The organism is Chryseobacterium sp. 2987, from assembly GCF_031456375.1.
In the GTDB taxonomy this organism is placed as follows: Bacteria; Bacteroidota; Bacteroidia; order Flavobacteriales; family Weeksellaceae; genus Chryseobacterium; species Chryseobacterium vaccae.
The window spans coordinates 593,340-609,148 of sequence record NZ_JAVDUN010000002.1 but is presented as its reverse complement, the minus strand read 5'-3'; the positions used below and the strand labels follow the sequence as shown (position 1 = coordinate 609,148).

The following is a 15,809-nucleotide window of genomic DNA, read 5'->3' as shown; positions in this document are numbered from 1 at the left end:
CCGATGAAAAAAAATAGAGTATTGATATTGATCTCCTTATGGACTGGAATCTTATACGGACAGCAAATTGACGATACCCGGTATGAAAATATTGTAAAAAGCCTGAAGCTGGATAAAACCAAAATCAAAGAAGAACTCTGCACAGAAAAGAAAATGCCGAATGCCGAAAATTCTTACATTGTGGTTGTCCCGGTTGTGGTGGAACAGGATGAAGAAGACTATGTTTTTACAGTACAGAACTATATTTTAATTACTGATGAAAAAGGGGTTATAAAAAATAAATATTTAGATCCTGAGGAAATTTCTTCTGATGCTATATACTTAAGAAATTTTGGGATAGATACGGGATTGTATAATCTCAATACCAATATCCGTGCGTTTGGAGTGATAGCCGATTTTGCAGGCAGCAGCAAACCGAATCCATATGCTTCAGGAAGAATGTCAATGTATTATCCCGAAGGAAAAACGCTTAAAAAAGTTCTCAATCAGTTTGAAATGTATTCCACCCATGGGGAATGGGATACCCGATGCAATGGTGAATTTGAAGATAATCACTCGTTTATTGTTCTTGATAAAGCAAAGACCAATAATTTCACAGACCTGAAAATTAAAACTATTTCCGTGAAGACCGTTAATACAGATGTCAACGGAGAATGTAATGAAAAGGAAACCTCCAGAACAACTTATAAAATTTTAAAGTTGAGGGGTGGGAAATACCAATAGAAAAACTTTATTTCAGGGTCGATTTTTTATAATCTGATTTTTTCTGTAACCAAATGGAAACAGAAATTGTCTATATATAAAACTTGATCCCAATGAACACCCCTAACAAAACAGCCCGGCTGGCAGGATTTATTTATCTTATAGTAATGGCAGCCGGTTTCTTCAGTTTAATGCATGTTCCGTCTCAGCTTATAAACTGGGAAGATTCCCGGATTACATTTCAGAATATTTCTTCCTCTCCGCAACTGTTCAGATTAGGAATTGCAGGAAGTATGATCTGCTATATTGCGTTTATGCTCTTACCTCTGGTTTTATACAGATTATTAAAAAATGTAAATGAAACCCACGCCCGGCTGATGGTTATTTTTGCATTGATGAGTGTTCCCATATCATTTCTCAATCTGCAAAGCCGGTTTTCTGTGCTTACCATTATTGAAGGTGCTGATTATCTTAAAGGAGTTAATGCAGAACAGCTCCAGTCCCAGATAATGCTCCTTCTTAACAGCTATAACAAAGGGATCTTAATTGTCCAGATCTTTTGGGGGCTTTGGCTTTTGCCATTTGGCTATCTGGTCTACAAATCTGGTTTTCTGCCAAAATTTTTAGGAGTTTTCTTAATACTGGGATGTGTGGGATATGTTGCCAATGTTTTTGCCAGAACCTTAATTCCGGATTTTTCTGCTTATCCTGTATCCAGTTATATTACTCTCCCCGCTTCCATAGGGGAAATAGGAACTGGATTATGGCTGCTGATCTTAGGCGTGAGGAATAAAAATTAACTAACTGATAAAACAATCGATCATGAATAACTCCATACATTTTGAAGAAACCTCTGTCAATATAAAAATTATTCTTGCCGGGCTCTGGACTTCTGCCACCCTGTGTTATCTTTATGGAGACTATTTTGAACTCTATATTCCCGGGAAGGCAAAGGGCTTAGTTGAAGGAACGAATCTACTGGATAGTCCTGTAAAGCTGTTTATGGCCGCTGTTGTACTGGCACTTCCCGCGGTAATGGTTTTTCTCTCTCTGATGTTGAAGGCAAAAATCAACAGGATATTCAACATTATTCTGGGAATATTTTTTACCGCCATAATGCTGCTTATTGCTGCGACTTCATTAACAGCCTGGCGCGCATTCTATGTTTTTCTGGCCTTATTGGAAAGTTTCATCACTATCCTGATTGTATGGAAGGCATGGAAATGGAAAAAAATATAGGTTTCTGTGGTGATTTTTGTTGACAGATTGTGTGACTGGCCAAATATTCCTAATTTTACTTTAAACAAATCCTTTAGGCCTGTTTAAATGAAAATAAAAGCTGTAATTGTAGACGACGAAATCATTGCACGAGAAGTTCTGAGAAGCTATCTCACCAAATATTGTCCGCAGGTGGAAATTCTCGGGGAAGCTGAAAATATAAAAGAAGCCGTTCCGCTGATTACAGAAACGCAGCCACAACTCGTGTTCCTGGATGTTGAAATGCCTTTCGGAAACGCTTTTGATGTACTGGAGGCTACCAAAGAATTTTCCTACGAAACCATATTTATTACTGCATTTTCACAATACTCACTGCAGGCCCTTAATAAATCGGCGAGCTATTACATTTTAAAACCCATCGATATTCAGGAGCTCATTCTGGCTGTCAACAAAGTTGTAGAAAGTCTTGAAAAGAAAGAAGAGCTCAACCGGAATAAAATTCTCCTCGAAAACTTAAAATTGAAACCGGAAAAACAACAGCTTATCCTGCCGACCCTTCAGGGATTCGATGTGGTAAAAACAGAAGATATTGTAAGACTACAGGCGGACGGAAACTTTACCCAGGTTTATCTTACCGACGGTTCAAAGAAAATGGTTTGCAGATTCCTGAAGCATTTTGACGATCTGCTGGAAAGCCCGTTTGTAAGAGTTCATCGTTCTCATATCATCAATACCGGTTTTGTAAAATCTTATCATAAAAGCGGAACTGTAATGCTTGCTGACCATACTGAAATTGAGGTCTCCGGAAGCTTTAAAGATAACTTTCTAAAGGTGTTTTCCTAGAATTTACCGTTCTTTAACAGCCTGAAGGCATTATTTTTGAAGGTTTTTTCGTAACAACACAAAATTTCTGATTATGAAAACGCTTCACAAGATTGCCGTTCCCGTTTCGCTGGGTGTTTTGGGACTGATTATTTTCACTTCCTATTCGGTAGGAATTCCGAAAGGAGCAGCGGCTGTTAAAAATTTTGATGCCAAAAAATACCTCGGAAGATGGTATGAAATAGCCCGTTTCGATTACCGATTTGAAAAAAATATGGACAACGTTACGGCAGAATATTCAGAAAACCCTAATGGCAGTATCAGCGTAAGCAATAAAGGCTATAATTATCTTAAAAAAGAATGGAAAGAATCCGTTGGAGAAGCCCGTTTTGTAAAAGATAAAACCGAAGCCCGGCTGAAAGTCTCATTTTTCAAACCAATCTGGGCCGGTTATAACGTCATAGACATTGATGAAGACTATCAATATGCATTAGTGGCAGGAAGCAGCCTCAAATACCTTTGGATTCTGTCCCGAACCACTACAATCCCGGAAAGCATCAGACAGCGTTTCATAGAAAAAGCAAAAAGAATAGGATATAATACTGATGAACTCATCTGGGTAAAGCATAACCAATAGTTAAAAAAGCTGAGGTCTCTCAGCTTTTTTTGTTTTTATTTTCCGATATATTCTTTCCATTCTTCAAAACGGTGATCGATAACCTGCTTCATCAGATCATAGTTTTCGTAGGTATCTTCAATGTGATAAAACGTTTCGTATTCGTAATCATTTTCCTCTGCCTTGGTATCAAAAAGATTAACGTAGTCATCCGCAAATGAGCTGTATTGATTTCCGAAATCCGTATCATCGGCATAATAATCTTTTGCAAAGAGATTTCCAAGGTCATTCAGGTCGTGTTCAGAAAATTTCCCGTCGCAGGAATCCATAATAAATTCAGCTCCGGTGATCTCTCTGCGTTTTACCTTTTCAATTTCCTCTTTTCCATCTTCTTTCAGTTCATCAGACATCAGATCGTTGTTAATGCACCAGTTCAGGAACATTCCTGTATGTGTTGCTCCGTTTTTCTCAGGAAGACCTTCCGGAAAATCACCGCCGTAATGCCATGAAGCATCATCGTATTTTGACATAGTCTTTAATTATAGTTATAACCAATTTTCGTCAAAAATAGAAAAAATCAATTTATATTGCTGCAGCCGCAGATTTTTCCGTCATTTGCAGAACAATTTTTCTCAAGAATATACGATATGCAAAAAGCTGTTCTGATCACCATCGGCGATGAAATCCTTTCCGGAAACACGGTAGATACCAATTCTAATTTTATCGCTGCAGAACTCAAAAATATAGGAATTCAGGTTTCACAGATCTTTACGATTTCCGATGAAATTGATACTATTAAAAATACATTAAGCACTGCTTTTGACCTGGGTGAACTTATCATTACAACAGGTGGTTTAGGTCCTACAAGAGATGATAAGACCAAAAAAGCACTGGCAGAATTTTTCAATGACGAAATTGCACTGGATGAGGTAACATTTGAGCACCTTAAAGCCTATATGGAAAAACGTGGCCGTATTGATATTCTTGAACGCAATAAAGAACAGGCCTTTGTCCCTACAAAATCCGTTGTTTTTCAAAACCATTTCGGAACGGCTCCCTGTATGATGATGGAGCAGGATGGAAAGCTGTGTTTCAGTCTTCCCGGAGTTCCTTATGAAGTAAAACCGCTGATCAAAGACCAGATTATTCCTTATTTGAAAGAGAAATTCAATCTTGACTATATCCATACAAGAATTGTTTCTGTGGTGGGAATTCCCGAGAGCATCCTTGCAGACATGATTGAAGATTGGGAATTGGCCCTTCCTGAAAACCTTTCTTTATCTTATTTACCTGTAGGAACCCGTGTAAAACTGAGACTGACGGCTTCCGGAAGTGATGAAGAAGTCTTAAAACAGCAGACCGAAAATGAAATTCAGAAACTTCTACCTTTGGTGGGAGATCATGTAATTGCTGTTTCAGAAGATAAGATTGAAAAAATCCTGGCAGAAATTCTTACTGAAAGAAAACTGACCATCTCCACCGCAGAAAGCTGTACAGGAGGAGAGCTGGCAAAGATGATCACATCCAATCCGGGAAGCTCAGCCTATTTCCCAGGCGGAATCGTTACCTATGCCACAGAAAAGAAGATTGAGATCTTAAATGTTTCAAAGGTTACCGTAGATCAGTTCACAGTGGTAAGTGAGCAGGTAGCACAGGAAATGGCGAAAGGATGTCAGCAGTTATTCAATACAGATATTGCCTTATCTACAACAGGGGTGGCAGGTCCCGGAAAGGGAGAGGATGGCAAAGAAATTGGAACGGTTTATTATACTATTCAGCTTCATGATCAGCAGGTAACTTCCAGGCTGTATATGCCTCATCTGGAAAGACTTGATTTTATGAATTTTGTTTCCCAGAAGATTATTCAGGATCTGGTGGGACTTTTGATAGAATATTAAATTTTTAATTTTTTTTTAATTAAAATAAATATCATTTTTCACGCTTTTTGAGCTCTGTTTTATAAATTTCAAAACGTGGAAAACTCAAAACAGATTTTTCAGACCGACAGCAAAAAACGCTGGAAAAGCGTACAGTGGGGAAGCCGTATTTTTATCTTCATTGCGGTATTGCTTTTTCTTGCTTTAGGGCTGATGATGAAACTGGATAAAAGCCCAAAACTTCCTTTTAAAGAAGATTATAAAGCAGTAATTACTGCCAGTAAACCTTATCTCCAGGAAAACAGAATTTCTAAAGAATACAAAGGGTTCAGAAGCTTTATTTTTGAAAAAACAATGCATACCAGCCTTGCCAAAATTGAAAAGGCGCGTGCAGAAAGACGTAAAAATCAAAATCTCAGCTGGTCCCGGTTTCCGGGAGGAATCCGTTCTGCGTTTTATGTTGCCTGGGATCCGCAGTCGCTGATGTCTTTAAAAAGAAACATCAGACATATCAATCTGGTATTTCCGGAATGGTTTTTCCTCGATCCTAAAACGGGAGATTTAAAAACCAATGTCGATCCGGAGGGCTACAAAGTCATCAGAAGAACCAGTGTGGCGGCTATGCCTATTCTGAGTAACAACTTCCAGCAGGAATTTCATTCTGAAGGATTGGGCAAAGTTCTGAAAGACCCTCGGAAAAGAAGCCAGCTGATCCGGAAAATAACGCAGCAGTGTCTGAAACTTCATTTCAAAGGAATTAATATTGACTTTGAAGATATGAATCTGGATTCTGATGAGCCGCTTATTGCCTTTATGAAAGAGCTGTCAGAAACTTTCAAAAAAAACGGACTGCTTGTTACCATGGATATTATGACGGATAATGACGATTATAATATTCAGAAACTGAATCCTTACGTAGATTATTTCGTCCTGATGGCTTATGATGAATATTCAGCTGATAGTGATGCCGGTCCTGTTTCTTCACAGAAATGGATTGAAGCGCAGACTGATAAGATCTTAAAGAAAACATCTCCCGACAAAATTATCCTCGGATTGGGAGCTTACGGCTACGACTGGAGTACAAATAAAGATGACAACACCTCTGTTACTTATATGCAGGCAATCACCAAAGCCAGCGCAAGTAAGGCTGTGATGAACTTTGACGACAATACTTTTAATCTCAATTATTCCTATACCGATTCTAAAAATAATACCCACACTGTATTTTTCAACGATGCAGCTTCTATTTTCAATACGATGCGTTATTCCTCAGAATATCCGTTGGCTGGAACAGCACTCTGGAGACTGGGAAGTGAAGACAGCAGAGTTTGGAATTTTTATGATAAGAACCTTACCCTTTCCGGGCTCTCAACATTAAATTTAAAAACACTGGAAAATGTAAAAGGGCAGACTATGGTAGACTATATTGGTGACGGGGAAGTACTGGATGTTCTGAATACCCCTCACGACGGAAAGATCGCCCTTGAAATTGATCCGAAAGAAAAGATCATCACCGATGAAAATTATGTAACCTATCCAAGTTCCTACGAAGTGAAAAAATATGGTGAAGCGCCCCAGAAAGAGCTTGTTCTCACCTTTGATGATGGCCCGGATGAAACGTATACTCCTCAGATACTTGATGTTTTATCCAAATACCATGTCCCTGCAGCCTTCTTTCTTGTAGGTCTGAATGCCGAAAAGAATCTTCCACTCGTTAAAAGAATCTATCGCGAAGGTCATGAGATCGGGAATCATACCTTTACCCATGAAAATGTGGCTAAAGTAAGCCCTGAGCGAGCCCTGCTTGAACTTAAGCTCACCAGACTTCTGATAGAATGTGTGACAGGTCACAGCACCATCTTATTCAGAGCACCTTATAATGCAGATTCCGAACCTACTACACCGGAAGAGATTATTCCTGTTGCCTTGGCAAGACAGCAAAACTATCTGGATATAGGCGAAAATATAGACCCCGAAGATTGGCAGCCGGGAATAAAAGCAAATGAAATTATACAAAGAGTAATGACAGGATTAAAACAGCAGCGGGGAAATATTGTGCTGCTTCATGATGCGGGAGGAGAAACCAGAGAAGAAACCGTAAAAGCTCTTAAAATTTTAATTCCGACATTACAAAAGCAAGGATATCATTTCACCAATCTTGCCAGTATTTTACATAAAAGCAAAAGCGAACTGATGCCGGAAATTCCTAAAACTAAATCCTATTACATCATGCAGCTCAATCTCGTACTGGCAACTGTAATCTACGGAATAAGCCATTTTCTGGTAGCGCTTTTCACCATCTTTATTATTCTGGGGCTTATCAGACTGATTTTGATGGCTTATTGGGCCCTTAAAGAACGAAAAAAAGAAAAAAAACTAGGTGGATTCCCTGTATTGGATTCTTATCCTAAAGTATCCATCATTGTTCCGGCCTACAACGAAGAAGTGAATATTGTTTCTTCCCTGAATAGCCTGTTAAAGCAAACCTACCCGAATTTCAATATTATTATGGTAGATGATGGAAGTAAGGATTCAACCTATGAAAGAGCAAAAGAAGCGTTTCCGGATCATCCGCAGCTGAAAATTTTTGCCAAAACAAACGGAGGAAAAGCTACCGCCCTTAATTTTGGAATTGCACAGACCAATGCTGAATATGTAGTCTGCATTGATGCAGATACCAAATTACAGAAGGATGCCGTAAAATATATGATCGCAAGATTCCTTAATTCAGCTCCTGAAGAAAAAATTGCAGCCGTAGCGGGGAATGTAAAGGTGGGAAATAAAGTAAACTGGCTGACCAGATGGCAATCGATAGAATATACTACCAGTCAGAATTTTGACAGGCTGGCGTATGCGAACATTAATGCCATTACCGTAATCCCCGGAGCTATTGGCGCATTTAAAAAGTCGGTGATAGCAGAGATCGGAGGATATTCTTCAGATACTTTGGCTGAAGATTGCGATCTAACGGTGAAAATTCTGAAAGCCGGATATACCGTAGCCAATGAAAACAGAGCCTTTGCTGTGACGGAAGCTCCTGAAACTGTAAAACAGTTTTTAAAACAGCGTTTCAGATGGACCTACGGAATTATGCAGATGTTCTGGAAACAGCGCCAGACTTTCCTTAATCCGAAATATAAAGGACTAGGATTGTGGGCGATGCCTAATATTCTGCTGTTCCAGTATATTATTCCGTTCTTTTCGCCTTTGGCTGATCTGATGATGTTTTTCGGAATTCTCTCCGGAAATGGAGAGAAAATCTTTACCTACTATCTGATTTTCCTTTTGGTGGATGCTTCGTTAGCTTTAATAGCATTTATCATGCAGCGGGAAAAATTAACCGGGCTGTTGTATGTAATTCCGCAGCGCTTCGGATACAGATGGCTGATGTATATTGTCTTATTTCGAAGCTTAAGAAAAGCATTGAAAGGAGAAATGCAGTCGTGGGGATTCCTGAAAAGAACCGGAAACGTAAAAGAGGTGGTTACTTCGTGATATTTATTTAAATTTGTTTCACATATAAGTAACAAACTTTAAAAAAAATATACTTATAGCATAAATTGTTATCATAATGAAAAAATTAACGCTTTCTTTGTTTTTACTGGCGGGCGTGTGTTCACAGACTACGCTGAATGCACAGGCAAAAGCCGTTAAAACAGCAGCAAACAGCATTGATAAAGGCTTAGACATCAGCCTTATGGATACTTCAGTTCGTCCGCAGGATGATTTTTACAACTATGTGAGCGGAACCTGGATGAAAACCGCTAAAATCCCTTCCGATAAACCAACCTGGGGAAGTTTCAACAAATTGGGTGAAGATACGGATAACAATTCCATGACGATCCTGAACTCTCTTCTGAAAGATAAATTTGCAGAAGGAAGCGAAGGGAAGAAAATCCAGGATCTGTATGCAAGCTACATGAATATGCAGAAGAGAAATGCAGACGGAATCAAGCCTATTCAGGAATATCTGAGTAAAATTGATGCAGTTAAGAATATGTCAGATCTTCAGAATTATCTGGCATCTGCTACAAAAGAGGGCGAAAATCTTTTCTACGGATGGGGAGTATATGCAGATTTGAAAGACTCTAATATGAACGCTGTTTACTTAGGCGAAGCTTCTCTTGGTTTAGGAAGAGACTACTATCAGAAAGTAAACGAAAAAAATACAGAAGCTATTGCTGAATATCAGAAATATGTAGCTTCTATGCTGAAAGAATTAGGCTATAAAAATGCTGATGCTACCGCAAAAGGAATCGTTGATTATGAAAAAAGCATTGCAAAAACCTATCTGACAAACGAGCAGAGCCGTGATAATACCCTTCAGTACAATCCTCAGACGATGGCTGAACTTTCAACACTGGTAAAGGGAGTTGATCTTCCTTCTTATCTTAAAAAAGTAGGGGTAAATACAGACAGAGTAATCATTGGGGAATTAGGATATTATAAAAACTTTGATAAACTGGTAAATGCACAGAACCTTCAGGTTATTAAAGACTACCTTAAGTTCCATATGATCAGCGGAAATGCTTCTTATCTGAGTGAGAAACTGGGCGACATGAAATTTGCTTTCTATGGCAAATATTTAAGAGGCCAGCAGGAACAAAGAGCATTGAATAAAAGAGGTTTTGAGCTGATTAACGGTAATCTGGGAGAAGCATTCGGTAAACTGTATGTAGAGAAATACTTCCCTGCAGAAGCTAAAGCCCAAATGGTAGAACTTATCGATTACTTAAAGAAAAGCTTTGTAGTTCACATCAACAACTTAGCCTGGATGTCATCAACAACCAAGGAAAAAGCCCTTAAGAAGCTGAACAAATTTACCGTGAAAGTTGCTTATCCAGATAAATGGAAAGACTATTCAAAATTAGAAATCATTCCTGAATCAAAAGGAGGTACTCTATATAAAAACCTTCAGAGCATCAGCGAATGGCAGTATAACAGAGAGCTGGCTAAAGTAGGAAAACCTGTAGATAAAACAGAATGGGGAATGACTCCGCAAACTGTAAATGCTTACTACAACCCGGTATACAACGAGATCGTATTCCCTGCCGCTATCCTTCAGCCGCCATTCTTCAACCCTAAAGCAGATGCAGCTGTGAATTTTGGTGGAATCGGTGCAGTAATCGGACACGAAATGAGCCACGGATTTGATGATTCAGGCGCTCAGTTTGATGCAGACGGTAACCTTGTTGACTGGTGGACCCCTGAAGATAAGGCAAACTTTGAAAAAGCAACAAAAGCTCTTGCTGCTCAATACGACAAATATGAGCCTGTAAAAGGAACTTTTGTAAACGGTACTTTCACCAACGGTGAAAATATTGCAGACTTAGGTGGGGTAAACATCGCTTACGACGCCCTTCAGATGTATCTGAAAGATAAAGGAAACCCGGGAAAAATCAGTGGATTCACTCAGGATCAGAGATTCTTCCTGAGCTGGGCTACTGTATGGAGAACATTATCCAGCGAGAAATACCTGATTAATCAGGTGAAAACTGACCCACACTCTCCGGGATATTTCAGAAGCTTTGGTCCGCTAATTAATGTTGATGCTTTCTACAAAGCATTCGATGTGAAAAAAGGAGATAAATTATATAAAACTCCGGAAGACAGAATCAAAATCTGGTAAACATACTCAACCGCTCAGTAATGGGCGGTTTTTGTTTTTTTAGGTATTAGGTATTAGGTATTAGGTATTAGGTGGGGGCTAATTTGTAATAAACGTTTCTTATTTAAATTAACTAATGAATTTGAAACTACAAACTTGCTTTTCTGTCATTTACTATTATAAATTGAAGGGTTGCTATATTCAAGAGGAGTGGGCTTTAGTCCGCTCACCTTATATTGTATTATTGATCCTATTCTGGGCTTTAGCCCACTTTTTCAATAAATATTCCATTCCATCGACCTTATCCAGGATTTAAAAATATTGATTTTAGAAGTGAATTTACATCATCATGTAACAAACTATAAATCAGGATATACCTATTAAGAAATGGATACCAATGAAAAAGCTGATATTTTCTTTATCTCTGATAACAGGGATCTCTGCACAGAATACAATGAATGCACAAACTAAAACGGCTAAAACAGCAGTTAATCATACAGAGAAAGGTTTAGATCTCGCAGCAATAGATCCTTCGGTTCGCCCACAGGATGATTTTTATAATTATGTGAACGGAACATGGATGAAAACAGCGAAAGTTCCTGCCGATAAACCGGCTTGGGGAAGTTTTGACAAATTAGCAGAGGATACGGATAATAATTCCATGATAATTCTGAACTCTCTTCTGACAGATAAGTTTGCTGAAGGAAGTGAAGGTAAGAAAATTCAGGACCTGTATGCCAGTTACATGAATATGCAGAAGAGAAATGCGGATGGAATTAAACCTATTCAGGAAAAGCTTAATAAAATTGATGCCATCAAAAATCTTACTGATCTTCAGAACTATCTGGCTTCTGTTACAAAAAGTGGAGAAAACAATTTCTATGGATGGTCTGTAAGTGCAGATCGTAAAAATTCTAAAATGAATGCTGTTTATTTGGGAGTTCCATCTTTAGGGCTTCTAGGAAGGGATTATTACCAGAAAATCAATGAAAAAAATACAGAAGCTCTTACTGAATACCAGAAGTATGTCGCATTGATGTTAAAAGAATTAGGATATACCAATCCGGATGCCGCTGCAAAAGGAATCGTTGATTATGAAAAAAGCATTGCAAAAACCTATTTAACAAACGAGCAGAGCCGTGATAATACCCTTCAGTACAATCCTCAGACGATGGCTGAGCTTTCAGCACTGGTAAAAGGAATTGATATTCCTGCCTATCTTAAAAAAGCAGGCGTAAATACAGATAAAGTTATTATTGGAGAACTGAATTACTACAAAAATCTGGATCAGTTAATAAATGCCCCAAATATTCAGGTGATTAAAGATTACATGAAATTTCATCTGATTAATGGGAATGCAACTTATCTAAGTGAAAAGCTGGATACTATTAATTTTAACTTTTATGGAAAATACTTATTCGGTCAGCAGGAACAGAGAGCATTGGATAAAAGAGGACTTGAATTGATTAACAGAAATATAGGAGAAGCTTTCGGTAAATTATATGTTGAAAAATATTTTCCGGCCGAATCTAAAGCCCAGATGGTTGAACTGATTGATTATTTAAAGAAAAGTTTTGCGGTTCACATCAAAAACTTGACATGGATGTCAGCCGCCACCAAAGAGAGAGCCATGGATAAGCTCAATAAGTTTAGTGTAAAAGTGGGCTATCCGGATCAATGGAAAGACTATTCAGCATTAGAAATTATTCCGGGAAGTACCTTGTATAAAAATCTTCAGAATATTGCTGAATGGAATTATAATAAGAAACTGGAAAAAATAGGAAAACCCGTTGACAAATCAGAATGGGGAATGACACCGCAAACTGTAAATGCCTATTATAGAACTGTAAACAATGAAATTGTATTTCCTGCAGCCATTCTTCAACCTCCGTTCTTTAATCCTAAAGCTGATGCAGCAGTAAATTTTGGTGGGATAGGAGCCGTTATCGGTCACGAAATAAGCCATGGGTTTGATGATTCAGGAGCTCAGTTCGATGGAGACGGAAATCTGGTAGACTGGTGGATGCCTGAAGATAAAGCCAATTTTGAGAAAGCTACAAAAGCACTTGTCGCCCAATATGACAAGTATGAGCCTGTGAAAGGATCTTTCATCAACGGAACCCACACTAACGGAGAAAACATTGCCGATCTAGGTGGTGTAAATATTGCTTACGATGCCTTACAAATGTATTTAAACGATAAAGGGAATCCCGGAAAAATCAGTGGGTTTACCCCTGAACAAAGATTTTTTATGAGCTGGGCTACCATCTGGAAAACCAAAGCACCAGAAAAATACCTGCTTCTTCAGATAAAGATTGATAAACATTCTCCTGGATACCTTAGAAGCTTTGCCCCGTTGATTAATATTGATGCTTTCTACAAAGCCTTCGATGTGAAAAAAGGAGATCAGCTATATAAAGCTCCTGAAGATCGAATCAAAATCTGGTAAACATACCCAACCGCTCATTAATGGGCGGTTTTTGTTTTTTTAGGTATTAGGTATTAGGTGGGAGCTAATTTGTAATCATTTCATCAGCTTTAACCAAAATGAACATTCACATCAATCTCCATAATATTTTTATCTCTATACCCATAAATCTTCAAACTCAAGATGTAGACTTGTTATCATTTATGAATTATCGCTCATTATTTATTATTAAAGTTCGTATATTTGATCAGTTTGTGTACAATCAAAAATTATCTTTAATGAAAAAGCTAAATATTGGAATACTGGCCCTTTCGGGTATTGTATTTTTAAATTCGTGCGGTACGGCTAAAACGGCTGGAACAGAAAACAAAACTGAAACTACAGCTGCCGTTGCAGAACCGGTAAAAGGAAAAATGAAAGAGGAAGGGATTAATTTATCTTATATGGATAAAAGTATCCGCCCGCAGGATGACTTTTTTAGCTATGTGAACGGAAATTGGGTGAAAACTACTCAGATTCCTTCAGATAAAGCAAGTTGGGGGTCTTTCAATGCGTTGAGAGAAAATGTGGATGATGCTTCCCTTGATATTCTGAACAAAATTTTATCCGAAACTTACACAGAAGGATCAGAAGGACAGAAAATTCAGAATCTGTACGCATCTTTTATGGATGTAAATAAAAGAAATGCAGACGGGCTGGCTCCGATTAAAGCAGATCTGGCAAAGATTGATGCCATTAAAAACCTTAATGACCTTCAGAAATATCTTCTTGAAGCTACAAAATTGGGAGACAACTCTTTCTATGGATGGAGAGTAAGTGCGGATATGAAGAATTCTACCATGAATGCAGTATATCTTGGCGGTCCTGATCTAGGATTGGGAAGAGATTATTACCAAAAAGTAAATGATGCCAATACAAAAACATTAGCAGAATACCAGACCTACGTAGGAAAGCTGTTTGATGTTTTGGAAAATAAGAATTCTGCACAATCGGCTCAGAATGTGGTGGCTTTTGAAAAGCAGCTTGCCAATTATTTGCTGACTTTGGAGCAGAACAGAGATGCCAACCTTAGATATAACCCTAAAAATGTATCCGAACTGTCAGGTATCATTAAGAACATCAACCTTGCACAATACCTGAAAGATGCTGGAGTAAATACAGATCGTGTTATCATTGGTGAACTGAAATATTATCAGAATATGGATCAGTTCCTGACAGAGAAAAATCTTCCGCTATTAAAAGACTACCTGAAATATCACCTGATCAACGGGAATGCCAGCAATCTTGATGACAAACTTGAACAGATCAGATTTGATTTCTATTCCAAATATCTTCAGGGGCAGAAAGAACAGCGCCCGATGAACAAAAGGGGGCTTGCTCTTGTGAATAGTGTGCTGGGAGAAGCTTTCGGGAAATTATATGTTGAAAAATACTTTACTCCTGAAGCAAAAGCTCAGATGGAAACCTATATTGACTACCTTTTAAAATCATTCAAAACGCATATTAATGATATAGACTGGATGTCTCCGGCTACCAAAGTAAAAGCTCAGGAAAAACTTTCTAAATTTACGGTTAAGATCGCCTATCCTGACAAATGGAAGGATTACACAAAGTTAAAAGTGGAGTCTCCAAAACAGGGAGCTACATTATATTCAAACCTGCAGAATGTTTCGGCATGGCAGTATCAGAGAAGCTTAGATAAAGTAGGAAAACCTGTTGATAAAACAGAGTGGGGAATGTCTCCGCAAACGGTAAATGCTTACTATAGCGGATCAAATAACGAAATTGTATTCCCTGCAGCAATCCTTCAGCCTCCTTTCTATAACCCGAAGGCAGATGCCGCAGTTAATTTCGGAGGAATCGGAGCAGTAATCGGTCACGAAATCTCCCACGGATTTGATGACAGCGGCTCCCGATTTGATGGCGACGGAAACCTGAATAACTGGTGGACAGATCAGGACCGTAAAAACTTTGATGCAAAAGTAGGACAACTGGCAGCCCAATACAGCGCTTATGAACCCGTAAAAGGAAGTTTCGTGAACGGTAAATTCACAAGCGGTGAAAATATTGGTGACCTGGGTGGAGTAGCGGTTGCATACGACGCCCTTCAGATGTATCTTAAAGATAAAGGAAATCCGGGCAAGATCAGCGGATTTACTCAGGATCAGAGATTCTTTATGAGTTGGGCAACCGTATGGAGAACAAAAGCTACAGATCAGTTTATGATCAATCAGGTGAAGACAGATCCTCACTCTCCGGGAGTTTTCAGAGCATTTGGGCCGCTGGTTAATCAGGATGCATTTATCAAAGCATTTGATATTAAACCTGGAGACAAAATGTACAAAGCCCCACAGGACAGAATAAAAATTTGGTAAGACCTGCCAAAAAATTGTTAGAAAATAAAAACGCATCAGAAATGGTGCGTTTTTATTTTATTTTTCATAGTTTAGTGACAACATAACAAGATGATATTCCGTTATAATATAATTGGTTAAATTAAATATTTCAAGAAAAATCTTGACAAAATTTTGTATGTTA

At 38.4% G+C, this 15,809-nt stretch carries 11 protein-coding genes; 10 read left to right on the top strand and 1 reads right to left on the bottom strand.

Going from position 1 to position 15,809, the window contains the following annotated elements:
- The first annotated feature begins 3 nt into the window (after positions 1-3).
- From J2Y40_RS07750 to J2Y40_RS07730, 5 genes are all read left to right on the top strand, one after another.
- A complete protein-coding gene (locus J2Y40_RS07750) occupies positions 4-723 on the top strand; it encodes a hypothetical protein (RefSeq protein WP_153398983.1) in 720 nt (239 codons plus the stop codon).
- 92 nt (positions 724-815) lie between these two features.
- A complete protein-coding gene (locus J2Y40_RS07745) occupies positions 816-1,502 on the top strand; it encodes a DUF4386 domain-containing protein (RefSeq protein WP_309998196.1) in 687 nt (228 codons plus the stop codon).
- 22 nt (positions 1,503-1,524) lie between these two features.
- The gene (locus tag J2Y40_RS07740; RefSeq protein ID WP_153398988.1) at positions 1,525-1,941 is read left to right on the top strand and encodes a DUF6326 family protein; all 417 of its coding nucleotides are present in this window, start codon (positions 1,525-1,527) and stop codon (positions 1,939-1,941) included.
- An 87-nt stretch (positions 1,942-2,028) separates the two neighbouring features.
- Complete coding sequence (locus J2Y40_RS07735) at positions 2,029-2,763, top strand: LytTR family DNA-binding domain-containing protein (RefSeq protein ID WP_153398991.1); 735 nt, start codon at positions 2,029-2,031, stop codon at positions 2,761-2,763.
- A gap of 73 nt (positions 2,764-2,836) precedes the next feature.
- Positions 2,837-3,379 (top strand): lipocalin family protein, encoded by a 543-nt coding sequence (locus J2Y40_RS07730; RefSeq protein WP_309998192.1) that lies wholly within the window; start codon positions 2,837-2,839, stop codon positions 3,377-3,379.
- A gap of 35 nt (positions 3,380-3,414) precedes the next feature.
- Here the strand turns inward: J2Y40_RS07730 and J2Y40_RS07725 are convergent, their stop codons facing one another.
- On the bottom strand, positions 3,415-3,888 hold the full coding sequence (locus J2Y40_RS07725; protein WP_309998189.1) for a hypothetical protein: 474 nt from the start codon (positions 3,886-3,888) through the stop codon (positions 3,415-3,417).
- Between the two features lie 117 nt (positions 3,889-4,005).
- Here J2Y40_RS07725 and J2Y40_RS07720 point away from each other — a divergent pair, with 117 nt between their 5' ends.
- The 5 genes from J2Y40_RS07720 to J2Y40_RS07700 all read left to right on the top strand — a co-directional run bounded on the left by J2Y40_RS07720 (position 4,006) and on the right by J2Y40_RS07700 (position 15,646).
- A complete protein-coding gene (locus J2Y40_RS07720; protein WP_309998186.1) occupies positions 4,006-5,256 on the top strand; it encodes a CinA family nicotinamide mononucleotide deamidase-related protein in 1,251 nt (416 codons plus the stop codon).
- Between the two features lie 75 nt (positions 5,257-5,331).
- Positions 5,332-8,730 (top strand): polysaccharide deacetylase family protein, encoded by a 3,399-nt coding sequence (locus J2Y40_RS07715; protein ID WP_309998184.1) that lies wholly within the window; start codon positions 5,332-5,334, stop codon positions 8,728-8,730.
- A gap of 76 nt (positions 8,731-8,806) precedes the next feature.
- A complete protein-coding gene (locus tag J2Y40_RS07710; protein WP_309998181.1) occupies positions 8,807-10,864 on the top strand; it encodes a M13 family metallopeptidase in 2,058 nt (685 codons plus the stop codon).
- 376 nt (positions 10,865-11,240) lie between these two features.
- Positions 11,241-13,292 (top strand): M13 family metallopeptidase, encoded by a 2,052-nt coding sequence (locus tag J2Y40_RS07705; RefSeq protein ID WP_309998179.1) that lies wholly within the window; start codon positions 11,241-11,243, stop codon positions 13,290-13,292.
- 257 nt (positions 13,293-13,549) lie between these two features.
- Complete coding sequence (locus tag J2Y40_RS07700) at positions 13,550-15,646, top strand: M13 family metallopeptidase (RefSeq protein ID WP_309998175.1); 2,097 nt, start codon at positions 13,550-13,552, stop codon at positions 15,644-15,646.
- The last annotated feature ends 163 nt before the right edge of the window (positions 15,647-15,809 follow it).